The sequence below is a fragment of the Glycomyces lechevalierae genome, from assembly GCF_027622945.1.
GTDB lineage: Bacteria > Actinomycetota > Actinomycetes > Mycobacteriales > Micromonosporaceae > Glycomyces > Glycomyces rutgersensis.
Genome location: NZ_JAPZVQ010000004.1, coordinates 40,640 through 64,441, shown reverse-complemented (window position 1 = coordinate 64,441; position 23,802 = coordinate 40,640). Strand labels below are relative to the sequence as shown.

20 protein-coding genes are annotated in these 23,802 nt (G+C 70.3%); 10 read left to right on the top strand and 10 right to left on the bottom strand.

The window, feature by feature from the left end; all coding sequences use genetic code 11:
• Nucleotides 1-35 precede the first annotated feature (35 nt).
• The 3 genes from O2L01_RS09130 (at nt 36) to O2L01_RS09120 (ending at nt 2,599) form a co-directional block, all read left to right on the top strand.
• A complete protein-coding gene (locus O2L01_RS09130; protein WP_270121610.1) occupies nt 36-1,526 on the top strand; it encodes an APC family permease in 1,491 nt (496 codons plus the stop codon).
• Nucleotides 1,519-2,100, top strand: a complete 582-nt coding sequence (locus O2L01_RS09125; RefSeq protein WP_270121609.1) for a GNAT family N-acetyltransferase — start codon at nt 1,519-1,521, stop codon at nt 2,098-2,100. Before O2L01_RS09130 ends, O2L01_RS09125 begins: the two co-directional genes overlap by 8 nt.
• 82 nt (nt 2,101-2,182) lie before the next feature.
• Nucleotides 2,183-2,599, top strand: a complete 417-nt coding sequence (locus O2L01_RS09120) for a YkvA family protein (RefSeq protein ID WP_270121608.1) — start codon at nt 2,183-2,185, stop codon at nt 2,597-2,599.
• 1,257 nt (nt 2,600-3,856) lie between these two features.
• Here the strand turns inward: O2L01_RS09120 and O2L01_RS09115 are convergent.
• From O2L01_RS09115 to O2L01_RS09090, 6 genes are all read right to left on the bottom strand, one after another.
• Nucleotides 3,857-6,103, bottom strand: a complete 2,247-nt coding sequence (locus O2L01_RS09115; RefSeq protein WP_270121607.1) for a beta-L-arabinofuranosidase domain-containing protein — start codon at nt 6,101-6,103, stop codon at nt 3,857-3,859.
• A gap of 167 nt (nt 6,104-6,270) precedes the next feature.
• Nucleotides 6,271-7,029 carry an HAD family hydrolase gene (locus O2L01_RS09110; protein WP_270121606.1) on the bottom strand — a complete coding sequence of 253 codons (759 nt, stop codon included), beginning with the start codon at nt 7,027-7,029 and terminating at the stop codon, nt 6,271-6,273.
• 39 nt (nt 7,030-7,068) lie between these two features.
• Nucleotides 7,069-7,782 carry a hypothetical protein gene (locus tag O2L01_RS09105; protein ID WP_270121605.1) on the bottom strand — a complete coding sequence of 238 codons (714 nt, stop codon included), beginning with the start codon at nt 7,780-7,782 and terminating at the stop codon, nt 7,069-7,071.
• Nucleotides 7,779-8,228: a MarR family winged helix-turn-helix transcriptional regulator gene (locus O2L01_RS09100; RefSeq protein ID WP_270121604.1), complete on the bottom strand. Its 450-nt coding sequence runs from the start codon at nt 8,226-8,228 to the stop codon at nt 7,779-7,781. Before O2L01_RS09100 ends, O2L01_RS09105 begins: the two co-directional genes overlap by 4 nt.
• A 33-nt stretch (nt 8,229-8,261) precedes the next feature.
• On the bottom strand, nt 8,262-9,446 hold the full coding sequence (locus O2L01_RS09095) for a MalY/PatB family protein (protein ID WP_270121603.1): 1,185 nt from the start codon (nt 9,444-9,446) through the stop codon (nt 8,262-8,264).
• Between the two features lie 306 nt (nt 9,447-9,752).
• Complete coding sequence (locus tag O2L01_RS09090; protein WP_270121602.1) at nt 9,753-10,874, bottom strand: M23 family metallopeptidase; 1,122 nt, start codon at nt 10,872-10,874, stop codon at nt 9,753-9,755.
• Nucleotides 10,875-11,135: 261 nt separating this feature from the next.
• Between O2L01_RS09090 and O2L01_RS09085 the strand changes: the two genes are divergently transcribed.
• On the top strand, nt 11,136-12,239 hold the full coding sequence (locus tag O2L01_RS09085) for an NAD(P)/FAD-dependent oxidoreductase (RefSeq protein WP_270121601.1): 1,104 nt from the start codon (nt 11,136-11,138) through the stop codon (nt 12,237-12,239).
• 97 nt (nt 12,240-12,336) lie between these two features.
• Here the strand turns inward: O2L01_RS09085 and O2L01_RS09080 are convergent, their stop codons facing one another.
• Both O2L01_RS09080 and O2L01_RS09075 read right to left on the bottom strand, forming a co-directional pair.
• Complete coding sequence (locus O2L01_RS09080) at nt 12,337-12,786, bottom strand: MarR family winged helix-turn-helix transcriptional regulator (RefSeq protein ID WP_344469125.1); 450 nt, start codon at nt 12,784-12,786, stop codon at nt 12,337-12,339.
• A gap of 80 nt (nt 12,787-12,866) precedes the next feature.
• Nucleotides 12,867-14,024 carry an MFS transporter gene (locus tag O2L01_RS09075; protein WP_270121599.1) on the bottom strand — a complete coding sequence of 386 codons (1,158 nt, stop codon included), beginning with the start codon at nt 14,022-14,024 and terminating at the stop codon, nt 12,867-12,869.
• 115 nt (nt 14,025-14,139) lie between these two features.
• Between O2L01_RS09075 and O2L01_RS09070 the strand changes: the two genes are divergently transcribed.
• From O2L01_RS09070 to O2L01_RS09055, 4 genes are all read left to right on the top strand, one after another.
• Nucleotides 14,140-14,454, top strand: coding sequence for an ArsR/SmtB family transcription factor (locus O2L01_RS09070; RefSeq protein ID WP_270121853.1), 315 nt, complete (start codon nt 14,140-14,142; stop codon nt 14,452-14,454).
• Between the two features lie 221 nt (nt 14,455-14,675).
• On the top strand, nt 14,676-16,397 hold the full coding sequence (locus O2L01_RS09065) for a cellulase family glycosylhydrolase (protein WP_270121598.1): 1,722 nt from the start codon (nt 14,676-14,678) through the stop codon (nt 16,395-16,397).
• 280 nt (nt 16,398-16,677) lie between these two features.
• Complete coding sequence (locus tag O2L01_RS09060; protein WP_270121597.1) at nt 16,678-17,505, top strand: SAM-dependent methyltransferase; 828 nt, start codon at nt 16,678-16,680, stop codon at nt 17,503-17,505.
• 70 nt (nt 17,506-17,575) lie between these two features.
• Nucleotides 17,576-18,118, top strand: a complete 543-nt coding sequence (locus O2L01_RS09055) for a hypothetical protein (protein WP_270121596.1) — start codon at nt 17,576-17,578, stop codon at nt 18,116-18,118.
• Nucleotides 18,119-18,157: 39 nt separating this feature from the next.
• Here the strand turns inward: O2L01_RS09055 and O2L01_RS09050 are convergent, their stop codons facing one another.
• On the bottom strand, nt 18,158-19,915 hold the full coding sequence (locus O2L01_RS09050) for a hypothetical protein (RefSeq protein ID WP_270121595.1): 1,758 nt from the start codon (nt 19,913-19,915) through the stop codon (nt 18,158-18,160).
• A 409-nt stretch (nt 19,916-20,324) separates the two neighbouring features.
• Between O2L01_RS09050 and O2L01_RS09045 the strand changes: the two genes are divergently transcribed.
• The gene (locus tag O2L01_RS09045; protein WP_270121594.1) at nt 20,325-20,960 is read left to right on the top strand and encodes a LysE family translocator; all 636 of its coding nucleotides are present in this window, start codon (nt 20,325-20,327) and stop codon (nt 20,958-20,960) included.
• Between the two features lie 327 nt (nt 20,961-21,287).
• Nucleotides 21,288-22,613 (top strand): extracellular catalytic domain type 1 short-chain-length polyhydroxyalkanoate depolymerase, encoded by a 1,326-nt coding sequence (locus tag O2L01_RS09040; RefSeq protein ID WP_270121593.1) that lies wholly within the window; start codon nt 21,288-21,290, stop codon nt 22,611-22,613.
• A gap of 168 nt (nt 22,614-22,781) precedes the next feature.
• Here O2L01_RS09040 and O2L01_RS09035 read toward each other — a convergent pair whose 3' ends face one another.
• The gene (locus O2L01_RS09035; protein WP_270121592.1) at nt 22,782-23,750 is read right to left on the bottom strand and encodes an alpha/beta hydrolase; all 969 of its coding nucleotides are present in this window, start codon (nt 23,748-23,750) and stop codon (nt 22,782-22,784) included.
• Between the last annotated feature and the right edge of the window lie 52 nt (nt 23,751-23,802).

Genomic DNA, 23,802 nt, shown 5'->3' with positions numbered 1-23,802 from the left:
CTCCCCCGCCACCCGAAGAAGGAGTCACCGCCCGCATGTTCACTCCGTCCTCGCCTCCCAGTGCGGTGCAAGCCGTCCTGGCCCGCGACAAGCTCGGCACCCTCAGCCTCCTCCACTTCTCCCTGACCGCCGCGACGCCGCTGACGGTGATCGCGGGCGGCGTCGTCGTCATGTTCGCGCTGGCAGGCCAGATCGGCATCCCGCTCGGGTACCTGATCATCGCGGTGTGCCTATGGCTCTTCAGCGTCGGCTACACGACGATGTCGCGCCACATCACGAACGCGGGCGCGTTCTACGCGTTCATCGCGCGCGGCATCGGCCGCATCCCCGGGGTGGCAGCCGCCTGGGTCGCGGCGACCTCGTACTGCGCAATGCAGATCAGCCTGTACGGGCTGCTCGGGCTCACGGCGCAGAGTGTCCTGGCGCGCATGGGCATCGACTGGCCCTGGTGGGTTTGCGCACTCGCCGCGTGGCTCCTCATCGGACTTCTGGGCACGCGCGCGGTCGACATCAACGCGAAGGTGCTCGCGATCCTCCTCACCATCGAGATCGCCGTGATCCTGCTGTTCAGCGCCTCGAACTTCGCCAACGCCGCCGACGGCGTCCCGCTCGCGGCGATGTCGCCGTCCACGCTCGGCGGCGAGGCGGCCGGGGCCATGCTGGCGCTGGCGGTCACCGGCTTCATCGGGTTCGAGTCGCCCACCGTCTACGGCGAGGAGGCGAAGGACCGGCGGCGCACGGTTGCACGGGCCACCCTCGCCACCGTCGGCATCCTCGCGTTCATCTACATCGCCTCGTCGTGGTCGATCATCGCCGCCGTCGGCGCGGACGGCGTCGTGGATGCCGCGATCGCGGACCCCTCGCTCATGTTCACCCTCGCCGGCGACCAGCTCGGCGCCCCGTGGGCGATCATCGGCGAGGTGATGCTGCTGACCTCGGTCACCGCCGCCGCCTTGAGCTTCCACAACACGACCGCGCGCTACCTGTTCGCGCTCGGCCGCGAGCACGTCGCACCCGCGTGGCTGGGCCGCACCTCCCCGCGCACCTCCGCCCCCGTGGCCGCCTCGCTCACCCAGACCGCCGTCAGCGGCGCGGTCATCATCGCCTGGGCGGCCCTGGGCCTCGACCCGCGCGTGCACCTGTTCTACTACATGAGCACGTCGGCGGGGATCGGCCTGCTCGCCCTGATCGCCACGTGCGCGGTCGCCGTGGTCGTGTACTTCGCCCGCGACCGGCGCGGAGAATCCCTGTGGGCCAGCAGGATCGCCCCGATCCTCTCGGTCATCGCACTCCTGTGGGTGCTGTACCTGTCGATCCTGCACTTCCACACCCTCCTGGGTGTCGAGAAGGGATCAACGCTGCCCGTGCTCGTACCGATCCTCTTCGCGGGCCTGGCGATCCTCGGCGCGGGCTGGGGCGCGTTCCTCAAATCGGCCCGCCCGCAGGTGTACGCGGGCATCGGCCACGGCGCGAAGGCCGCGCTCATTACAGCCAAGGCCGAACCGGCGGAGGTCGCCGGTGTCTAGCGCCGATCACGTGGCGGGCCTGCTCGGCGAGGCGTTCCGGGACGTGCCGACCGCGGTCTGGCTCATCGACGACCCGGAGGAACGCGTCGCGGCCGTCGCGGGCCAGTTCACGATCCTCGTCGAGCACGCCCTCGCCCACGGCGGCGTCATCACCGAAGGCCTCGACGGCGCGGTCGTCTGGTTCGACCGGACGAAAGACGAACCGCCGATCCCCGGCTACGACGAGCGCCTCCGCGAGGCCTGCGGGAAGCACTACGAGGCGTTCGCCGAGCTCGACCGCATCATGGACGAGCATCACCCGGCCGAACCGCACAACTATGTGGCCCTCGTCGGGGTCCGCGAAGATGCCCGCGGACGCGGCCTCGCCAGCGCGATGCTCCGTCGACACCACGAACGCCTCGACGCCACCGGGACCCCCGCATACCTGGAAGCAGTCTCGTTGCAGACCGCGAACCTCTATGCGTCCCTTGGATACCAGCGTCACGGCGAACCCTTCCGCATCGGCGAGGGCGGCCCGCCGCTCTACCCGATGTGGCGGCCCGCCCACCAGGTGACACACCGCCCCCACCCGTGAACACGCGCCTCGCCGTCGACCTAGAGTCGCATCCGATGACACTTCGACGGCGAGGCGGCCCGGCCGCCCTTGGGAGCGTCCGATGACCGACTGGTGGTGGCTCGACCTCCTACTGGCGATCGCCGGGGGCCTGGTGCTGCTCTGGCTCGCTCTGATCATCGCCCTCGCAATCGCCGGCCCACGCGGCCCGCTCCTGCGCGAAGCACTGCGCCTCCTCCCGGACCTCCTCCGGCTCCTGAAGCGCCTCACAGCCGACCCGGACCTGCCACGCGGCGTCCGCGTCCGCCTGGTCCTGCTCTTCGCCTATCTGGCGCTCCCCTTCGACCTAGTCCCGGACTTCATCCCGGTCCTCGGCTACGCCGACGACGCGATCATCGTCGCCCTCGTACTGCGGTCAGTAGTCCGCCGCGCAGGCATCGAAGCAGTCCGCGCCCACTGGCCGGGCACCGAAGACGGCTTCGAAGTCCTCTGCCGCCTCGCAGGCCTACCAACCCGATAGCCGCACAAGGCTCCACAGCCAGCCGTCACCCGATCAGCAACAAGCAGGCATAGAAGCTCCGCCGCCCCGCCACCGGGGCCCGAAGGCTCGGTTCCGCTATCGAGCGGGCAACGCCAGAGCGCCACAGGTGCGGCTCGCACACCCCAGGGTCGAGCGTCGTCATGTCCTGCCGCCTCCTTCCTCAGCTTCGCTCTCGATCTTGCGTCTGGCGCCTCACCCGGGAAGCACCTTTCCACTTCCCGGCCTTACTAACTCCAACCCAGACACACCGCCGTCTGCTTCTGCTTCTGCTTCTGCTTCTGCTTCTGCTTCTGCGGCAACCCGGCCAGATTCCTGGCCTGCCACATCAGTCCGGGCACACTCCCGTCCTTACCGAGCGAGCGCCTGTCTTGGAGGCCCTTACCTCCTCAGCGCATCGCCGCAGCCCAGACGATGCCGGCGTCGTGGCGATGCAGCGGTCTGACCGAGCACGCTCGCGCGTGGAGATGTCGGTCGGACAGGCCATGCCTGTGTGTTCGGGGTGCGCGGGCCTGGCTGGTGGGCGGGTCCGTGCTCGTCTGGTCTCCCGTGCAGGCCTCAGAGACCTCGCTCAGGCCTTGCAGGCCTCGCGGTCACACCAGACGTCTTCGTGTGCCTCGTTCCGGACACTGCCTCCGGTCGAGGTGATCCCGACCGGCGATCTCCCACCCAGCACGCCCTCCTTTGAAGAGGCCGTGGTCCGCTGCGGATCCCGATAGCACCAAGGGGACTGAAACCACTGTTTCGTCAAGGCAGTGGTTTCGGAAAAGCGTCTGGTTTGGGTTTCGGCCAGAGGCTTGGCGTAGTCTGCTTGCACCTACTCGCCACCTGTACGTTTTCCGTATCCCTGTGCGTACATCAATCATCCCTCGCACCACCCCACACTGTCATCACCCACAGGGGTACAAGACCCTCACGTTTCGCCCCAAACCCCCTGCACCCCAAGGGAACAGCCAACACCGGCCCCCGCGGCCGGGAGTGTCGCCCACCCCAAAACAAACCCGCACCCCGCCAGCGACCGCACCCATCAACTCACCTCTTCGTCGCCGCCCGCCTGAACCGCAACCCACGCACACACTCCGCAGACAATCCGCTGGCGTTCCCACACCCCCCTCCAAAAAAGGCATGAGATCGTGTCGCGGTGCCCGAAACCGCTCGACGAGTCGTCGCTCCTCGCCGCGCCCGGCGCCGGGCTGAAGGCGACCGCGAACGGCGTTCAAACCCCCGGTCCAGTGCCTCTCAGCGGAGGAGGCGCACAGTGGTGATGCCGGGTGTGGCCTTGCCGTCCGGCGCGGCGAACTCGAGCGTGCAGGCGGGGAGCGACTGCGGCAGGGCGTAGTCGAGTTCGGTGTCGCCGTGTCGGTCGTCCCAGGCCTCCTCGGCGATGCGTATGCCGTTGAAGCGCACGGTGACCCCGGTGGACCCTCCCGCGTGGCGGAAACCGATGCGCAACACGCGCCCGGCCCCTTCCGGGTCGTTGAGCACGACCGACATGCGGGCAGCCGTGGTGCGGGCACGGCGGCCCTGGGCGTCGACAGCGACGACGGCCGCTTCGCCGCGGAAGCCGTGGTCGGTCTCGGACTGCTGTTCGCCGAAGACGACCGTGTCGAGGGTCGCGGCGTCGAGGGCGAGAGACCCGCGGTCGGCCTCGACCAGCGCAGTGCGGCGCCGGGCCACCTCGTCGGGTGCGGCGACGGGCCAGTAGAGGGTGTAGCGGCTGTCGTGCACCTCGTAGAACGGCACGAGCTCGGCTTCGCTTGCGGGATCGGCGAATCGGAGGCGGTAGCGCAGCGGCGCCTCGCGGCTGAGGACGTCCTCAGCGGCCGTGTCCGTGATGATCGGGAGGTCGGCGAAACCGACCAGGGCCCCGTGAGCGATCTGCGACCAGTCCGCTTCGTCTGCGCGCAATCCCGCGAGGTGTGCCGTGCCCTCCCGGGAAGCGAGCAGGACGGGACCGGCGAAGTATGCCTGCCACGGAGAGCCGTCAGGCAGTCGCTCGGCCCGAAGTCGCAGCGGGAGAAGGAAAGTGACCGCATCCCCGGGCCGCCATTCCCGTTCGAGCACGACCGCGCCCGGAGCGGGTTCTCCCTCGACCGACCGGCCGTTGACCGCGAGGCCAGCCGGGCCGTCGCATCCAACAGGCACGCGCAGCCGCAGCGGGAAGGTGCGCGGCTCGTCAATGTCCAGGGTGAGGCTGACGTGAGGGTCGTCGGCGGGGAAGCCGGTCTCCAGACGGAAGCGGCCGCCGAACTCGGGCGCGTCGAGGACGGCGGGGGTGTACAGGTTGACCGCGAGGGCGCCGTCGTGCTCGCCGAAGACGAACTCGCCGTACTTCGCCTGCATCTCGATGCCGGTGCCCACGCAGCACCACATATTGCGCTCCGGCTGGGAGTAGACGCGGTAGTGGCGCGGCCGCATGGAGGTGTGGTAGACCAGGCCGCCGTGCTCGGGATGCTGCGATGCCAACTGGTGGTTGTAGACCGCGCGCTCCGCGTAGTCCAGTTGCGACGGATCGAAGGCGGCCTCGGCGAGCGCCTTCGTCAGCTTGAGCATGTTGTAGGTGTTGCAGGTCTCGGGGCCCGTGCGGTCCTCGATCATCGGCGCGAAGTCGTCGCGGGCGTGGAAGTGCTCGCGGACGCTGTTGCCGCCGTTGGCGACCGTGCGGTGCTCCACGACTGCGCGCCAGAAGCACTGGGCGGCGGCGAGCAGTTCCCCGTCGCCGCGGACGGCGGCCGCTGCCGCGTATCCGACGGCTTTGGGGATCTGCGTGTTGGCGTGCTGCCCCGTCAGCTCGTCGCGGCCTTTCAGCAGCGGGTCCAGGATCACACGGTGGGAGAACCGCATGGCCATGTCCGCGTAGGCGCGGCGCCCGGTGACGGCGGCCAGATCGGCGAAGGCCTCGTTCATGCCGCCGAACTCGGTGCCGAGCATCGCCTCGAAGGCCTCGTCGTCGATTCCCGCCGCGATGTCCAGCCACCAGTCGGCGAGGCGGACGACCACGTCGAGCGCCTGCTCGTGGCCGAGGAGGCGGTGCGCGTCGATCAGGCCGGCGAAGGCCTTGTGCACGCTGTACCAGGGCGCCCAGTGGCGGCCGAGCTCGCGCGCCGCCTCGACGCCGCCGCCGCGCAGATCCTCGAACAGGGCCACGCCCCCGGGGACGCCGCCGAGATAGCCAGTGCCGCAATGGGTCTGGGCTCGGGCGAGTTCGGCGACCATGTAGTCGAGGCGTCGGCGCGGCTCCGCCCCACCGGTGGCGGCTGCGAGGAGTGCGAGCGCAGAGAGGCAGTGGCCGCCGATGTGCCCGGCCAGGGCGGTGCTCTCCCAGCTGCCGTAGTTCTCGGCGCGGGGCTCGAGGCCGGCTTCGCGCAGGAACGGCGCAAGCAGGCGGTCGGGCTCCCAGGACAGGACGTAATCGAGATCCGTGCGCACCGCCCGCGAGAACGGGCTCTCCAGCAGTCGCACGCGCGAGAGCGGGAAGAACTTCATGCGCAGCTCCGGGGCAGCGGCGGGAGAGGAGGTGTGGCGGCCATGCCGTGAGCCTAAGGACCGGCGGCGGTTTCCGCGTGGGTCAAAGTCACCGTCGCACCGACGGACTCGCAGCGGCACTGGCCTTCTCCGGTCATCACGCTCGGTGTCAGCAGGGCTGTGGGAGATCACTGAGCAGCTGATCCCGGTGGCACCGAAGCGGGCGCAGGGCGGTGGCACTCGCCGAGCGCTCCCGGGAGTTCGTCAAGCGAATGGATCACGCGAACTCCGGGATCGACGGCCTTCCCAGTGCGAGCCCGGTCGAGCCAGAACGCCGCGAGTCCGGCTTCCTTGGCGCCCAAGCCATCGAGCAGATAGTTGTCCCCGACGTAGGCCACCTCACCCGGCTCCAGACCGATGACTGCGCACCCGGCATGGAAGATGCTCGCCGCCGGCTTCGGCTCGCCGTGCTGCTGTGAACAGACCATCGCGTCGCCGAAGTAGTGCAGCAGACCGATCTGCTCCAGCTTCGCCCGCTGATGTTCGAGCTCGGAATTGGAGACGACGCCCAACCGGAATGCAGGCTTGAGCCTGCCGAGCACAGGATCGGCGTCCGGGAACGCCACCCGGAGTGCATGGCGATGGGACTGGAAGCGGCCGAACCAAGCCGTCGCGTCCTCATCGGACATCGGGGTCGAGTCCCCCACGCGGGCCATGAAGCTCCTCGCCCGCGCCCGGCGCTGCTCGACGAAGGTGAGTTCCCCGGCGAGGAACCGTTCGTACTCGGCGTCGAGCACTTCCTGCCAGAGCTCAACTGCCGCATCCACATTCGCGAAACGCTCGAGGAGTCCTTCCGCCCGCAGGTGCGCGGCGAGGGCGACTCCCTGCGCGCCGGAGGCGTCGAACAGGGTTTCGTCGATGTCGAACAGCACGCCCCGGATCGGCATGAATCGGCTCCTTCAAGTCGGCCCGAGGATCATCCTGCCTCAGAGCTGCTTCGCCAGATCCTCGGCGGTCGCCAGCGCGCCCGCAGCCGCCTTTCGTTCAGCGTCCGAAAGCGCGGTCCCCTCGACCCGCTGCAACACCTCGGCAGCCTTGTCGCCGTCCCCCTCCCGCAGTGCGAGCTCAGCCCGATAGACCAGTGCGTCAATGAGCTCCGACTTGGGAGCCTCCCCGCCACTCCGCGCCAGGGTCGAATCGAGCAGCTTGATCGCCTGCGCCGTGTCCCCCTTGGCCTCCCCGAAGACGATCGCCCTCTCAAGCGTCTTGCCCAGCTTGCTCTGCGGCGCTTCGGATTCCTCGGAATCCTCCGCTTGCGGGAAGAACCGGATGACGTTCCCGCTCGGGTCGGTCAGCGAGAACCCGGCCCGGTTCCCGGTGTTCGCGCGCTTGCGCGGGCGCGTGACCCGCGGTATCCCGGAGACGAGCACCTTGCCGTGTGCTTCCCGCATCCCGGCTGCGAATTCGTCCCAGAGCACCCCCGTGTCCGGCACGAAGACCAGGCAGGTCCCGTACGTGGCTTCAGGATCGAGGCCGTCGACGCCGAAGAAGTGGAGCTGCCAGTCGTCGCGGGCCATCACGATGTAGGGGTTCGGGCGGGTCTGGTGGTGGGTCATGGTGAAGCCGAGCATCCGGTAGAACTCGCTCGTCTCGTCGATGGAGTTGCACGGCAGCAAGGGGATGGTGAACGCGCCGGTCATCGGCTTCCTTCCGGTTCGAGCGCGTCGGTGAGCGCGCGCAGGGCGGCCGTGGCGGCCTCGATCTGGGACGGCTGCAGCTGCGCCGCCAGCGCGTCGGCCCACTCGGCGTGGGCGCGTTCGACTTCCGCCAGAGCAGTGCGCCCTTCCCCGGTCGGTTCCAGGAGCTTCGCCCGCCGATGGCGCGGATTCTCCGCAAGAAGCGCAAGCCCGTCGGCGACCAGTGCGTCGGCGGTCTGCTGCACGCTCTGGCGGCGCAGTCCCATCGTGCGGGCGATGTCCGCGACGGTGGCCGGGGCGTGGTCGATGACGCCGAGGACCTGCCAGCGGGCGCTGGTGAGTCCTGCCGGGCGAGTGAGAGCGTCACCCGCGGCCATCAGGGCGCCGTTGGCGCGGAAGACCGCGATGGCGAGTTCGGACACGGCGAGGCCGCGGGGCGTGAGCTGCACGTCCCCGAGGCTACGTCGTTTGACAGGTACCTGTCAACTCTGCAGGGAGGCGGCCATGCGGGAGACGGCCTCGGTCAGGATCTCGGGCGAGGTGGCGTAGTTGAGGCGCACGTGGCCTGCGCCGCCGGTGCCGAAGCGGTGGCCGGCGTTGAGGGCGACGCGGCCGTGTTCGAGGAAGTGCGCGGCGGGGTCGTCGCCGAGGCCCAGGGGGCGGCAGTCGAGCCAGGCGAGGTAGGTGCCGGGCTGGGGCCGGTAGACCACTTGCGGCAGTTGGGTTCCAAGCTCGTCGGCGAGGATCTTGCGGTTCTCGGCGAGCCCGGCGAGGAGGGCGTCGAGCCAGGCGCCGCCTTCGCGGAAGGCGGCGGTCTGGGCGATGGCGCCGAGGTGGCTGGTGCTGCCGCTCATCTGCTCGGGCATGCGGGCGAGTTCGACGGCGGCGTCAGGTCCGGCGATCGCGAGGGCGGCACGCAGGCCCGGGAGGTTCCAGGCCTTGGCGGCGGAGGTGAGGGCGAGGCCGTTCTCGCCGCCCGGGACGGTGAGGTACGGAGTGAAGGCGGTGCCGGGATCGCACAGAGGCGCGTGGGCCTCGTCGGCGATGACGCGGACGCCGTAGCTGGCGGCGACTCGGGCGACGCGCGCGAGCTCGGCAGCACTGTGGACAGTGCCAGTCGGGTTATGAGGACTGCAGAGGAGGTAGGCGGCGCGTCGTCCGCGGCCGAGGGCGAGTTCGCAGGCTTCGGCGAGGGCGGCGAAGTCGATGCGGTGGTCGGGGCCCAGCGGGGCTTCGATGACCTTGCGGCCGTTGAAGGCGCAGAAGTCGTAGAAGGGCGTGTAGACGGGGCTGTTGACGATGACGGCGTCGCCGGGGGCGGTGACGAGGTCGAGCATTTCGACGACGCCGAGCATGACGTCGGGGACGGGCCTGATGCGAGCGGGGGTGAGGTCCTCCCAGTCCCAGCGGGCGGCGGCGAACTCGGCGAAGGACTCTGCGTAGGCGGTCCCGGCGGGGTAGCCGGTGTCGCCGGCGGCCAGGGCGTCGGTGACGGCCTTGGTGATCGGTGCGGCGAGGGGGACGTCCATCTCGGCGACCCAGAGGGGCAGCACGTCGGCGGGGTGGGTCCGCCATTTGGCGCTGGTGCGCCGGCGGAGCTGATCGAGGTGGAGTTCCCGGAGCGGGTTGCCGGGCAGGTCGTCCGAGGCATGGGTGGCGGCGCTCATGGAAGGAAGGTAGCGAAGTTTTTCCGTTGTGTCACCTGAGCGCGGTCCGATGAGTCTGGGCCGCAGCGGAAGCGCGACCGGGAGCGTTGGATTCGAGGATGCCGGCCGGGGTTTTCCCACCATGGCTCAACGGCGTTCGCCGCCCGACCGCATCCGCTGGCCCGATAGAGCACCGACCGGCGGATACGCAAGATCCGTAGACGGACGGCCGACCGAGAACGCCCCTCGCCCGAACGCGGCTGGCAGCGTGATCGTGGTGATCCGCCGCGGCCGGAAGTACGACACCCCGGCGACGGCGGGCGGCCGCTACTCGATGCTCACGCCTCGCTCGGCCATGAATTCGACCGGCGACACCGCGTTCGCCGAGGTGGCGGGCGGGCTGCCGACATGTGTCTCGAAATGCAGATGCGGGGCGCCGGAGTTCCCTGAACTGCCGAGGTACCCGATGACCTCTCCGGGCAACACCACGTCGCCCACGGCCACCAGCGGCCGGCTCATCATGTGGCAGTAGCGGGTCACCGCATTGTCCGGATGCTCGATATCCACGTACCAGCCGCAGCCCGACACCTCCGCCGCGCCGTCGACATCGCACGAGTAGTCCCGCTCGCCCAGTTGGGCATCGCACCGGACGCGCGCGACCACGCCGGCGCTGGCGGCGACGATCTCGGCGCCCTTACCGCCGTCCTCGGCGCCGATGTCCACGCCGTCGTGACCGGGCCGGTCGGCGGTCCTGAAGCCGCCCCAGAAGACCCCGTCGGGAACCGGGTGGGTCCAGGCCCATTCGTCGCCGACCGGAATGCAGCGGGTGTGGTCGGTGAACTGGCCGACGGCGCTCTCCGCGTAGCCCTCCCATCGGGGGTAGGCGTCCCTGGTTGCCGAGCCCGGCACGGCCCGAGCGGCCTCGACGGGCGTCATGCGCTCCCAGCCGTCGACGGCGACGAGTTCGTCATAGAACGCGCGAGCGGCACGTTCAGGATCCATCAGGTCACTGACCGAACCCCAGCCCGAACTCGGCGACCGCTGGAAGATCCCGACATCACGGTGGTCGTCGCCGATCTTGTCGTGGTCGAGCTCGAGGCTCTCCTCGACGTTGAAGTTCGCGTAGTTGAACAGCCGCGATTCCTGGTAGGCGGTGATGAGACCGATGATCGCCGCCTGGTCGCCGAGCCCGCGTTCGGCGGCGGCGAGATAGACGGCGGTGGCGTTGTCGATCTGGGCCTCGTCCCAGCCGGAGGTGCCGAAGACGGCCGAGCGCAGCGCACCGGGGTCGGCGACGGTGCATTCGTAGTCCCCGCCGCCCGCGGTCGCGGTGGCGTTCCGCCAGGACGTTTCGATCCGGGGCGAGACCGGTCCGCCGACGACCGCCAGGACCAGTACGGCCGCGGCGGCGGGCATCGTCATGGCGAGGCGGCGAAGCGAGGCGTTCAAGGAATGCGCCTCCGAAGCTGCTCGTACCGACGCTATGACGCGGCCCGGACCGGGCGGATCGGCGTTCCGACCACCGGCTGAGCCAACCTCAGATTTTAAGGCTTCGGCGAGGATCCTGCGTCCATAGCAGGACTTATGCGGTCGCGAATGCGGTCTCACGGGTGAGGGGCGTCACGGGATCGGTCGGCCGCGCCCCTTGTAGTTCGTAGTGCGAACTATTATGGTTCGTATAACGAACTAGTTTTTCGGAGAGGGAACGACATGACGCAGCAGGGGAAGACCGTGGCGATCGTCGGCGGCGGGTACGGCGGGGCCGCCCTCGCCAAGGCGCTGGACGAGCACGCCGACGTGGTCCTGATCGAGCCGAAGGACGCGTTCGTCCACGCCGCCGGATCGCTCCGGGCGCTGACGCAGCCCGAGCAGTGGGCCGAGCGCATGTTCTACCCGTACGACGGGTTCATCAAGCGCGGCAAGCAGATCCGCGAGTACGCGGCGGGCGTGGACGCCAAGGGCGTCACCCTCGCCTCCGGCGAGCGCGTCGCGGCCGACTACATCGTGCTGGCCACCGGCTCGGGCTACCCGTACCCGGCCAAGACCCGCACCGACTCCACCGCGGAAGCCTTGGCGCACTTCAAGGAGACCCACGCCGAACTGGCCGGGGCCGAGCGCGTGCTCATCGCCGGGGCCGGACCGGTGGGCCTGGAACTGGCCGGCGAGATCAAGGCCGTCTGGCCCGAGAAGCACGTCACCATTGTGGACCCGTCCGAAGAGCTGATGCCCGGCTACGAGCCGGAACTGCGCACCGAACTCCATGCGCAGCTCGAGAAGCTCGGCGTCAAAGTGCGCCTCGGCGTCACCCTCGACGACGAGCCGGCGGTCGAGCCCGGCCGCGCCGGCACCGTCTCCACCACTGTGGACGGCGAGCCGATCGAGGCCGACATCTGGTTCCGCGCCTTCGGGGTCAGCACCAACACCGGGTACCTGGAGGACGGCCTCGCGCCGCTCAACCGGCGCGGGCAGGTGCCCGTCACCTCCACGCTCAATGTGGAGGGACACGGGCACGTGTACGCCATCGGCGACGTCACGAACGTCAACGAGGAGAAGCGGGCCTCCTCCGCCGGCAAGCACGCGGAAGTGGTGGCCGCCAACATCATCGCGCAGATCAACGGCGAGACCCCGGCATCGGTGTACGAGCCCTCCCCCGTGCGCGTCGCGATCGTCCCGCTCGGCCCCGAGCTCGGCGTCGGCCAGATGCCCTCCGAGAACGGCCCCGTGCAGCTGCCGCTCGAGTCCGTCATCGAATGGAAGGGCCGCGACCTCATGACCGGCTACTTCGACCAGGCGTTCCGACTCGCCTCGGCCTGACCAGGCTCCCCGTTCCGCCTGATCGTCACCGGAACGGGAAGGCCCCCGCCGTCAGCCGACGGCGGGGGCTTCGCTGTCTCCGGAACGTTTGCGGGCCTTAGCACTTCGCGGACGGGCAGCCCGAGTCGGTGAAGACCGCCGGCACGTGGTTGTCCGCGATCACCCGGGTGAGCAGGCCGACCAGGACTTCCTGCTCGGCGGCGCTCAGCCCCAGCGGCAGCTCGGCCACCCGCTTCGTGGTCTCCTCGTGGAACTGCTCGGCCAGCTGCGCGCCCTTGTCCGTGAGCGCGACCCGGAACGCCCGGCCGTCCCCCGGATCGGCCTCGCGGCGCACCAGGCCCCGCTTCTCCGAGCGGTCCACGAGCCCCGAGATGCTCGACTTGGCGAGACCCAGGGTCTTCGCGAGCTCGAACATGCCGTACGGCCTGGCGATGAGGACGCACAGCAGCTGCGCCTGCGGGACGGTGAGGTCGAACTCGCGGACCGAGTCCGCGTACACCGCGTCCACCAGGAACGCGGTGCGCACCAGAGCGGTGCCCATGCCCATCGGCTCACCCGCGTACTCCTCCATCCAGCAAGCATACTGCCTGCACACGGCCATCGTCCCGTGTGATCTGCCACCGGGCCTCAGACGGCCGCCGGACTCGGCACGGGCTTCGGCGCGCGGATCATCGCCGCCGTGACGACGATCCCGGCCAGGCTGATCACGGCCCCCACGAGGCCGAGGCCGGTGACCGGGACCCAGTTGAGCGCCGCCCCGCCGATGAAGCCGCCGAGCGCCACGCCGCCGTACAGCGCCGAGGCGTTCAGGCCGATCAGTACCGAGACCGCCTCGGGGAAGCGGGTGACGAGCCGGTGCTGCTGCGGCACGATCATCATCCAGCCGACGGCCCCGAAGACCGCCGAGAAGGGGATCGCCACGGCCAGACTGTGGACGGCGAGCGGCGTGGCCACCAGCAGGACCGTGGTGGCGATCTGCGCGGCGAGCAGCAGCCGTTCGGGCCCGAGCCGGTCGACGAGGCGCCCGGCCAGGAGGTTCCCGACCAGCGCCCCGACCCCGGAAGCGAAGAGCACCACGGTCAGCAGCGCCTCGGAACCGCCGGTGGCCTCCTCCAGAATCGCGCCCACGTACGTGTTGAAGGTGTATCCGGCGGCCAGGACGAGCGCAGTGGTGGCGAGGATGCCCAGTGCGGTCCGGTCGCGCAGCGGTGCCAGGCGCGCGGCGAGGCTGATCGCCGGCGCGGACGTCGGCGGGAGCCAGACCGCGATCCCGATCGCGGCCAGGACACCGAGCCCGGCCACCGTCCACAGTGTCAACCTCCAGTCCGCCGCGCCGATGAGCGTGCCGAGCGGCACGCCGAGCACGCTCGCGACGGTGAGGCCGCCGGTGACGACGGCGAGGTAGCGGCCGCGCCGCTCCGGAGGGGCGATCGCGGCGGCGATCGCCGTGCCCTGCGGGGAGGCGGTGGCCGCGCCGAGACCGGTGACGACACGGGCTACGAGGGCCAGCGCGAAGGAGTCCGCCACCGCGGTGACGACGTTCCCGGCGACGAAGACCGCGAGCCCGAACAGGATGACCTTGCGCCGATCGAAGGAGGAGGTCAGGGTGCCGATCACCGGCGCGGCGAGGGCGTAGGTGAGGGAGAAGACGGTGATGAGCTGCCCGGCGGCGGCGGTGGTGATGTCGAGGTCGGCGCCGACCTCGGGTAGGAGTCCGGCGATGACGAAGGCGTCAGTGCCGATGGCGAACGCGGAGGCGGCCAGGGGAAGGAGTCGGCGGTCCATGGCGTCCTTTCAGTTTGATTGTTTGGCAAACATCAAACTATGTGATGGTTCGATAGTTGCGCAACAATCCGACTGAGGGATATCATGGGGCGGAAGGAAAGGCCAGGTGACGACCATGCGTGAGCTGCCTCACCCTGCGGTGGCGGACATCCGACTGCCGGAGGTCCTGCACGCCCTCGCCGACCCCGTGCGGCTGGAGATGGTCCAGCGGCTCGCCGAGAACACCGGGGACGAGAACTGCATCGGGGTCACCGACGGCATCACGATCCACAAGTCGACGGTGTCCCACCACTTCCGCGTGCTCCGCGAATCAGGGATCACCTCCACCAGAGTGGACGGACGGAACCGCTACGTCCAGATCCGGCGCGAAGCGCTCGACGAACGCTTCCCCGGGCTCCTCGACTCGGTCCTGAAGGCCCTGGCCGCCTAGCCAGCGTCGCCAGCACTCTCTGTCACACCCCTCGTGACAGGGAGTTTTTTTGTTGCCTCGGGCGATCAAAAGGTTGACATGCACGAATGGCCCTGGAATCATTGCCGGAGCGTTTCGACCCCGCAATACGGGATCATCCCGGCAAATTCGTCATCCGACGCGCCAGCATGGGAGGCCGACCCGGCATGCCCTCCCGCGGCGCACAGAAAGAGTGATCACCCTTGCGACGCAAACCGATCAGGCTCATCGCAGCCCTGGTTGCGGTGGCGGCGGCGGTAGCCGCCGCGCTCACCGTCAGGACCGCCTTCGCCGAACCCGAAGACCCGCAGGCGGACGGCGCCGACGCCGCCCAGCTCAGCGCCGAGGAGACCGTCGCGGCCATGCAGCCCGGCTGGAACCTCGGCAACTCGCTCGACGCCGTCGGCGAGGACGAGACCGCCTGGGGCAACCCGCGGATCACCCCTGAACTGCTCGAATCGGTTCGGGCCCAGGGCTTCAACTCCATCCGCATCCCCGTCACGTGGTCGGCCCACCAGGCCGAGGACGGCGACTACGCGATCGACGCCGAGTACATGGCGCGCGTCAAAGAGGTCGTCGACCTCGCGCTCGAAGACGGCTTCTACGTGCTCATCAACGTGCACCACGACTCGTGGCAGTGGGTCAACCAGATGCCCACGCAGCACGACGCCGTGCTCGCGCGGTACAACGCGGCCTGGACCCAGATCGCCGCGGCCTTCGCGGACGCGCCGCCGGAACTCGTGTTCGAGAACATCAACGAACCGCAGTTCGCCGACGTGAGCGAGGAAGAGGGCGACGCGCTGCTCGCCGAGCTCAACGAGTCCTTCCACGAGATCGTGCGCGGCTCCGGCGGCGTCAACGCCGAGCGGCTGCTCGTGATCCCGACCCTGCACACCAGCAGCGACCAGGCCCGCCTCGACGCGGCCGCCGCGAGCATCGCGTCCCTGAACGACCCGATGATCGCCGCCACCGTGCACTACTACGGGTTCTGGCCCTTCAGCGTCAACATCGCCGGCTACACCACGTTCAACGACGAGGTGCGCGGCGACATCGAGGCGACCTTCGACCGCGTCAAGGCCACCTTCATCGACCAGGGCGTCCCGGTCATCCTCGGCGAGTGGGGCCTCCTCGGCTTCGACAAGCACACCGGCGTGATCGAGCAGGGCGAGAAGCTCAAGTTCTTCGAGTACCTCGGCCACTACGCCGACCAGGTCGGCATGACCACCATGTGGTGGGACAACGGCCAGCACTTCGACCGCGAGTCCCACACCTGGCAGGACCCGGACCTGTGGGCGCACGTCTCGGGCGCGTGGGAAGGCCGCTCCGGCACCGCCGCCTCCGACCTCGTGTACGTGCCGGCGGGCGAGGCCCCGGCCGCGCAGACCGTCGCGCTCAACCCGAACGGCCTCGAGTTCGCCGGACTGTGGAACGGCGACACCGAACTCGCCGAAGGCACCGACTACACGTTGGACGGTGACGACCTGACCCTCAGCGCCGAACTGCTCGGCGGGCTCGCCGGCGGCGACGAGCTGGGCGAGCAGGCCGTGCTCGAAGTCCGGTACTCCGCGGGCGTGCCGTGGAAGCTCCATGTCGTGTCCTCGACCGCGCCGGTCGCGGAGGACGCGACCGGGACCACGACCGAGCTCGCCGTCCCGGTGGCGTTCAACGGGGACCAGCTCGCGACCATCGAGGCGGTCTACCCGGACGGGACCGCCGCGGGTCCGGCCGACTGGACCGAGTTCAAGGAGTTCGGCACCGCGTTCACGCCGGACTACGAGGCCGGGACCATCGTCTTCCCGGAGGCGTTCTTCGCGGCGGTGAACGACAATTCGACCGTGAACCTCACGATCCACTTCTGGAGCGGGAAGACGCTCGAGTACACCCTGGAGCGTTCCGGCACTGCCGTAACCGGCAGCGCCGCATAGCGACTCGCCCTATATAAACAACAGCGCACGCGGGGCGCCCGGTTGCCGGGCGCCCCGTTCCGCACCCCCGCTGGGAGCGTTTCCCCAGCGTGCGAAGGCGAAACGGTGCGACACGACCGGTGTGCGCACGCTCGTGTTCGACGGCCCCATGGGCTAGTCTGGAGCGACGTCCCGCACCGGTGAGGGACCGCTCGCGCGCTCCAGCGCCGAGCCCGGCGCGACCGCCCCCGCGCGCCCCCGCTCCCCTTGTGACCGCCCATTCAGTGCCGATTGGACAACCGTGAACGACGCAGACCCTGAATGGCCGGTGCCGGGCATCAACCCCGACGTCCCGTCGACCGCCCGCGTGTACGACGCGCTCCTCGGCGGCCGGGACAACTTCAAGGCCGACCGCGAGGCCGCCGAGGTCTTCGCCCACCTGATCCCCCAGGTGCGCGAGGCGGCCAGGCTCAACCGCTCGGCCCTGATCCGCGGCGTCCAGTACATGGTCCGCCGCGGCGGCATCGACCAGATCCTGGACATCGGCTGCGGCCTCCCGACCGAGCAGAACACCCACGAGGCCGCCCAGGACATCAACCCGGACACGCGGGTCGTCTACGTGGACAACGACCCCATGGTGCTCTCGCACGGCCGCGCGCTCCTCGCCGACAACCGCACGACCACAGTGGTCACCGCCGACCTGCGCGACCCGGCGCGGATCCTCGAGCACCCCGAGGTGCGGGACCACCTCGACTTCGACCGGCCCATCGGCGTCGTGATCGTCGGCATGATCATGCAGATCTCCGACGACGAGGACCCCGACGCGATCATCGCCGAACTCATGAAGCCCCTCGCGTCCGGCTCGCACCTGCTCCTCACCGCCTGGCCCGACACCGGCGACCCGGCCCAGCACGGGCTCTCGCAGGCGTGCCTCGAGACGCTCGGGAACGGCTGGATCCGACCGATCGAGCGGCTCGAAGGGCACTTCCAAGGCATGCCGATGGTCCCGCCCGGCCTCGAATACGTGTCCCGCTGGTATCCCGAGGACCCGGACCGGACCGTCCCCGAGCTCGCCGACTTCGAGCCGTACGAGCACACCCAGATGGCCGGTATCGCGGTCAAACCCTGACGGGGAGGCGGCGCGGGCCGAGCCGTAGATTGGTACCGCGCAGCGTGTTCGAGAAGAGAAGAGACCGCCAATGCCCATGCTCGAGATCCGCCGCCACAGCAAGCGCAATGGAGACGAGGCCGTCCACCTCTCTCAAGAGGGAGTCGAGCTGGCCCGCTGGTCGGGAACGCTCATGGGGCCCTTCGAGACCGTCGCCACCAGCGTCGCGCCCCGCGCCAGAGAGACGGCGATCGCGATGGGGTTCGCGGTGACCTTGGAGCTCCCCACGCTCCCCAACGTGAACGGGTTCCTGCAGGAGTCGCAGGCCGCCTCGTACGACGTCGGCGCGCCGTTCACGCGGCTCGCCCGGCTCGTCAACCGGCGCGGCAGCGTCGCGTCCGACTACGCGCACGCCCTCGCCCGGCAGTGGTCGGACCTCATGGCCCCGCTCGGCCCGGGCGACGCGGCCCTGGTGATCGGCCACGGCGGCCACATCGAATGCGGGCTCGTGACGCTGTTCCCGGAGGCGAACCACGACGACTGGGGCGCGCTGTTCGGGTACATGGAAGGCGCACGGCTGCACTACGACGCGGCCGCGCGGCGATTCCACGACATCGAGTTCGTACGCAGCTGAGGAATAGGGTGACGGGGGCCGGCTTCTCGCCGGCCCCTTTCAGTCGCCGCCGGTCCTGACGGCGAGGCGCGGCAGGTACCAGATCGCCGCGGCGGTCGCGGCGAGCGCGTACACGACCAGGAGCGGGATCGGGAAGCCAAGGGCCACACCGGACTGCTCGAACTCCAGGTTCTCCAGGGCCGAGATCATCGGGCCCGAGGACAGCATGTCCTGGAACGTCAGCTGCTGCCAGAACAGGTCCTGGGCGTTGACGAGCAGCAGCGCGAGTCCCATGAGGACGATCATCGGCCAGGCGGCCTTGAAGAACGCGAGGCGGGCCTCGCGCGGTTCGGCGCCTTCGATGAGGGCCGCGCGGCGGCGGTCCTCCAAGCCCCAGAACAGCGCCGCGAAGACGAACAGGAGCGGGATCGCCACCCATGCGCGCGCCGGGAACGACCCGATGACCATGTACTCCCCTTCGCCCGCTACCGCTTCGAGGTTCGCCGCGCCGAGCGGACCGGAGCCGACGAACAGCCAGGGCGCGAACAGGAGCAGCAGCCAGCGCGAGGCGTTCCCCAAGGGCCGCAGCACACCGATGGCGTAGCCGCCGAGCACCGCGACGGGCAGCGCGACGGCCGTGGTGATGAGCGGCGGGCCCCACGTGCGGCGGATCGCGAGCCACAGGTCCGCGCCTTCGCTGGTGTCCTCGCCGAGGCGGGCGAGCCACGGCAGGAGGGCGTAGACGGCGGCGGCGAGGAGGAGCACGAGCGCGACGACGCCGAGCACGGTGTTCCCGGGCGCGGGGGCGTCGGCGGTGCGGGGTTCGACGTCGATCCTGGTGCGGGCGGTGATGAACACGAGGGCGGCGCCGAGGCCGAGCGCGGCGAGGATCGCCATGAGCAGCACGGACTTCGCGGTGGACAGGCCCGGGGAGATGCCGGAGTAGAGGCCGTCGAAGATCTGGGAGACGGGGGTCTCGACGTCTTTCGGCACGCCGCTGATGAAGCTGTAGGCGAAGGTCTGGAGGCCGGCCGCGATCAGCGCGAACGCGGTGAGGGCGGCGGTGACGACGAGGCCGGTGTGCTTGCCGGTCGTGTTGCCGCGCATGGCGGCGAGGCCCGCGAGGATGCCGAGGCCGAGGACGACGCCCGCGATGAGGACGGGCCAGTCGTACAGGCTCGCTTCGCGATCGGACTCGGAGACGACGCGGTCGATGAGCGAGGCGACGGTGAGGGCGGCCGGGGCGAAGGAGATCGCGGCGAGGCTCCAGACGACGGCGGCGATGGCGCGCACGCGGGGGCCGGAGCGGTGGAGGAGCCAGGCGGCGAGCGGGGCGAGCACGGTGCCGGTGAGGACCATGGCGGCGATCGGGCCGGCGAGCGCGGTGAGGCTGTCGGCGAAGGCGCCTTCGGCGAACACCTGGTCGTAGTTGGCGGGGCCGACGGTCTCGGCGGAGCCGAAGACGCTGAGGCCTTCGATGCGGCTCAACTGGATCGTGCGGAGGGTCGGCAGGAGGTAGGCGCTGATCGCGGCGATCACGGGGGCGGCGAGGAGCACCACGGCGAGGGCGATGCGGGCGGTGTCGCTCTGCGTCTGGAGGAGCGTGGAGTACGACGGGTCGAGGTCGGTGCGGCCGGTCGAGGTCGGGCTGGGAGTGCTTGGGGCGGTTGGAGTGCCGGGCTCGGGGCGGATGCCGCCGGTGGTCTTGATGCCGGCGGACGGGGTGCGGTTCGGGGCGGGCAGGAACTGCGGGGCGATGCGGGCGGGCGCGGAGCGGGACGACGGGGGCGGTCCGCCGGCTCGGGGCGGGTGGTCCATGAACACTCCTGTGTGGATAAAGGGTGGGAGGTCATGAAAATTATGCTCCACGTCACCTGCCGGAAATCAAGCGGGCACCAGCGCTGGGAGCGGGGGCGAATACGAGCGCAGTAGTACATCACATGTCACGCATGACGCGCCATTCATCGGCGCAAGGAATCTGCACCCGGAGCGCGGGTCGACTTCCGCAATGAGGGTCCGGGGCGCGGCATCGGCCGGCGCCGGGAAACGGCGCGGGCGCCGGTGCGAGGAGTGGCGCGCAGGCCGGCGCGACACCTGGCTGGACACAGAGCCGCCGCCGGGTCGACGCAGGGCATCGGTCGGTTCGAGCGGGCGCTCCCGGTTCCCGGAGCCGGGCCCGCCTCGAATGAGGTTGCCGCCGGGGCCGTCGAATGCTTGGATCGGGGTTATGCCGAGCATCGCGCAGTACCTGGCTTTCATCGTCGCGTCCCTCATCCTGATCCTGATCCCCGGGCCGTCGGTCATGTTCACCGTCAGCCGGGCGCTCGCCTACGGCCGCAAGCAGGCCGTGCTCACCGCATGGGGCAACGCGACCGGGACGTTCGTCGCCTCGGCGCTCGCGGCGGTCGGGCTGGGCGCGCTCATCCAGGAGTCGGCGCTGGCGTTCGCGATCGTGAAGTACGCGGGCGCGGCGTACCTGGTGTATCTGGGGGTGAAGGCGCTGCGCGACCGCAAGGGCCTGATGGCGGCGCCCGAGGACGAGGGCGGGAGCCCGAAGCGGGCGCTGGCGACCATGGGCGAAGGCTTCCTGGTGGGGCTGCTCAACCCGAAGACGATCCTGTTCTACCTGGCGATCCTCCCCCAGTTCATCAACACCGAGGCCGGGTCGGCCACGGTGCAGATGCTGGTGCTCGGCGCGACCTTCGCGGGTCTCGCGGCGGTCTGCGACACGGTCTGGGGCGTGGTGGCCGCGGCCGCCCGCGACGTGCTCCGCCGCCCGCGCCCGAAGCTGATCCTCGCCCGCACCGGCGGCACCGCCCTCATCGGCCTCGGCATCGCGGCAGCCGCCGGCGAACGGTCCTGAACCGCGCCGTTCGAATCGTGAGCCCGCCGGACTGTCAGAGCGCGGAGCGATGATCGATTCGGGGGGCCTGCCGACCGACACACCCGACCCCGGGTAGCGGAGCACGCCAAGCGATGTCGCACCCCTCGGCAACCCTTGAGATTCGGGGGCGCTGCACCGCGGCACTCCCGACCTCGGGGGCCGGATCCCGTTGGGAGCGCTTGCATATCGAAGATCATGGATATATAGTGTGTGGACCCTCGCGCGATCCCATCGTGTAACCGGCTCGCACGGCCCTCCTCCCCCGGGGCCGTCACGACGCCTCCGGCAGCGTCAAGAGAGGACCCCATGTCAACCTCCGCCCTTCCCCGCCTGCGCAGAGGCCTGATCGCCGCGGCGGCCGCGGTGTTCGTCGCCGCGGTCGCGCTCGTCGCGGTCATGATCCCCAAACCCGCCAGCGCGGCGACCCTCACCCAGGTCACGAACTTCGGGAACAACCCGAGCAACATCGAGATGTACCTCTACGTCCCCGACAACCTCGCGCCCGAACCGGCGCTCGTGCTCGGCATCCACTGGTGCGGCGGCTCCGCCAACGCGTTCTACACCGGCACCGAGTGGGCCCGCCTGGCCGACCAGTACGGCTTCATCGTGATCTACCCGTCGGTGACGCGCGCGAGCAAGTGCTGGGACGTGGCCTCGGAGGCCTCGCTGTCGGGCACCGGCTCCGACTCCGTCGGCATCAAGTCCATGATGGACTGGACGATCAGCCGGTACGGCGTCGACACCGACAAGATCTTCTCGACCGGCACCTCCTCCGGCGCGATGATGACCAACGTGATGCTCGGCGTCTACCCCGAGGTCTTCGAAGCGGGCGCCTCCTTCTCGGGCGTGCCGTACACGTGCTTCCGGACCGGCAGCAGCTCGGAGTGGAACTCGCAGTGCTCCGGCGGCGAGATCGACCGCACCCCGCAGCAGTGGGGCGACGAGGTCCGCGCGACCAACCCGGGCTACACCGGGCCGTGGCCGCGCATGCAGATCTGGCACGGCACCAACGACAACGTCCTGCGCTACCCGAACTTCCAGGAGCAGATCGACCAGTGGACGAACGTCAACGGCACCGACCAGACGCCTGACTTCTCCGACACGCCGCAGGCGAACTGGAACCGGACCCGCTACGGCGGCACCGGGGCCCAGGCCGCGGTCGAGGCGATCAGCCTCCAGGGCGTGGGCCACAACCTGTACACGAACGGCATGGCGGCCAAGGCGCTCGAGTTCTTCGGCCTGACCACGCCGGTCGACCCCACGACCTCGCCCACGAGCTCTCCCACCGCCGGCCCGACCGACCCGACCTCGAGCCCCACTGGCGGCCCGGCGGGCGGATGCTCGGCGGCGATCAAGGTGGTCAGCACCTGGAACTCCGGCTGGCAGGCCAATGTGGACGTGACGGCGGGCAGCGCCGCGATCTCGGGCTGGACGCTGAAGTGGACCTGGCCGGGCGGCCAGACCATCACCAGTTCCTGGAACGCCGACGTGACCTCCTCCGGCTCCTCGGTCACGGCCGAGGACGTGGGCTGGAACGGCTCGGTCGCCGCGGGCCAGACCCGGACGTCCACCTGGGGCTTCATCGGCAGCGGCACGGCTGCCACGCCCGCGGTGACATGCACCCCGAGTTAGCCCTTCCACCCCACCCCACCCTGGGGCCGCCCCCCGGGGAACCCCGGGGGCCCCGCGCGGAATCCGGGCCCCGGCGCCCCCCCCGGGGGGCCCCCCCCCCCCCGGTCCCCCCCCCCCCCCCCCCCCCCCGGGGGCCCCCCCCCCCCCCCGCCCCGCCGCCCCTTCGCTTCAGCGGGCCACGGTCTTCGCGTGCAAGTGTGCGCGCAGGAAGTCGACGATCTCGCGGCGCGCGGGCCGGGCGGCCCGGACCAGGCCGGGGACGCTCATGAACTTGTGGACCGCGTTCGGGTACCCGACGTAGCGGGCGTCGTTCCCGGCTTCACGCAGGCGCCGCACGTATTCGCGGGCGTGGTCGCACGCCGGGTCGAGCTCCCCCGCGACCGCCAGCGCGGGCGGGAGGCCGTGGAGGTCCGCGGTCCGCAAGGGGGACACGGAGTCCGGGTCGAAACCGGGCGGGAGGGCGGTCCTGCGCGCGAGGTGGAGTTCGCCCGCGGAGAGGCCGGGCTGGCCGATGTTCCTTGCGACCGAGGGGTAGTCGGTCATGGCCGCGGTCCAGTCGAGGGCGGCGTAGAGGAGGACCTGCGCGGCGACGGCCGGGCCGGTCGTGCGGGAGCGCTGGGCGAGGAGCGCGGCGATGGTGCCGCCGGCGCTCTCGCCGACGACGGCGATGCGGGCGGGGTCGATGCCCCAGCCGAAAGGGTCGGCGGCGAGGCGGTCGAGGGTGTCGCGGCCGTCGTCGACGGGAGCGGGAAGCGGGTGCTCGGGGGCGAGGCGGTATTCCACGGCCACGACGACGGCGGGGAGCGCGGCGGCGAGTCCGCTGTTGAGCCAGTCGTTCTGGGCGGCGGTGCCGGTGATGAAGCCGCCGCCGTGGAAGGAGAGGACGAGCGGGAGCCGGTCGTGGCCGCGTTCGGGGCGGTGGACGCGGAGGGTGAGGCGGCGGCCGGGCAGGTCGAGGACGTGCTCCTCGATGCGGGCGCCGCGGTCGGGGCGGCCGGCGATGGGGCGCATGACGGGTGAGCGGAGCATGCGCGCGAGTTCGGCGCGCCCGGCGGCGATGTCGTCTGCGGTGACGGCGTCCCAGTCGGGGCGGTCCTTGAGGAAGAGGCGGGCGCCGAGCGGGGCTCTGGTGGTCATGGTGTCCTCCTAAATTACGCTACTTGCAGTAGCATAATTAGCAGGATAGCCT

Excerpts from the sequence above, each read along its gene's own strand:
- O2L01_RS09130 (WP_270121610.1), top strand. The coding sequence starts at position 36 with ATGTTCACTCCGTCCTCGCCTCCCAGTGCGGTGCAAGCCGTCCTGGCC.
- O2L01_RS09120 (WP_270121608.1), top strand. The coding sequence starts at position 2,183 with ATGACCGACTGGTGGTGGCTCGACCTCCTACTGGCGATCGCCGGGGGC.
- O2L01_RS09115 (WP_270121607.1), bottom strand. The coding sequence starts at position 6,103 with ATGAAGTTCTTCCCGCTCTCGCGCGTGCGACTGCTGGAGAGCCCGTTC.
- O2L01_RS09110 (WP_270121606.1), bottom strand. The coding sequence starts at position 7,029 with ATGCCGATCCGGGGCGTGCTGTTCGACATCGACGAAACCCTGTTCGAC.
- O2L01_RS09105 (WP_270121605.1), bottom strand. The coding sequence starts at position 7,782 with ATGACCGGCGCGTTCACCATCCCCTTGCTGCCGTGCAACTCCATCGAC.
- O2L01_RS09095 (WP_270121603.1), bottom strand. The coding sequence starts at position 9,446 with ATGAGCGCCGCCACCCATGCCTCGGACGACCTGCCCGGCAACCCGCTC.
- O2L01_RS09085 (WP_270121601.1), top strand. The coding sequence starts at position 11,136 with ATGACGCAGCAGGGGAAGACCGTGGCGATCGTCGGCGGCGGGTACGGC.
- O2L01_RS09080 (WP_344469125.1), bottom strand. The coding sequence starts at position 12,786 with ATGGGCATGGGCACCGCTCTGGTGCGCACCGCGTTCCTGGTGGACGCG.
- O2L01_RS09075 (WP_270121599.1), bottom strand. The coding sequence starts at position 14,024 with ATGGACCGCCGACTCCTTCCCCTGGCCGCCTCCGCGTTCGCCATCGGC.
- O2L01_RS09070 (WP_270121853.1), top strand. The coding sequence starts at position 14,140 with ATGCGTGAGCTGCCTCACCCTGCGGTGGCGGACATCCGACTGCCGGAG.
- O2L01_RS09055 (WP_270121596.1), top strand. The coding sequence starts at position 17,576 with ATGCCCATGCTCGAGATCCGCCGCCACAGCAAGCGCAATGGAGACGAG.
- O2L01_RS09050 (WP_270121595.1), bottom strand. The coding sequence starts at position 19,915 with ATGGACCACCCGCCCCGAGCCGGCGGACCGCCCCCGTCGTCCCGCTCC.
- O2L01_RS09045 (WP_270121594.1), top strand. The coding sequence starts at position 20,325 with ATGCCGAGCATCGCGCAGTACCTGGCTTTCATCGTCGCGTCCCTCATC.
- O2L01_RS09040 (WP_270121593.1), top strand. The coding sequence starts at position 21,288 with ATGTCAACCTCCGCCCTTCCCCGCCTGCGCAGAGGCCTGATCGCCGCG.
- O2L01_RS09035 (WP_270121592.1), bottom strand. The coding sequence starts at position 23,750 with ATGACCACCAGAGCCCCGCTCGGCGCCCGCCTCTTCCTCAAGGACCGC.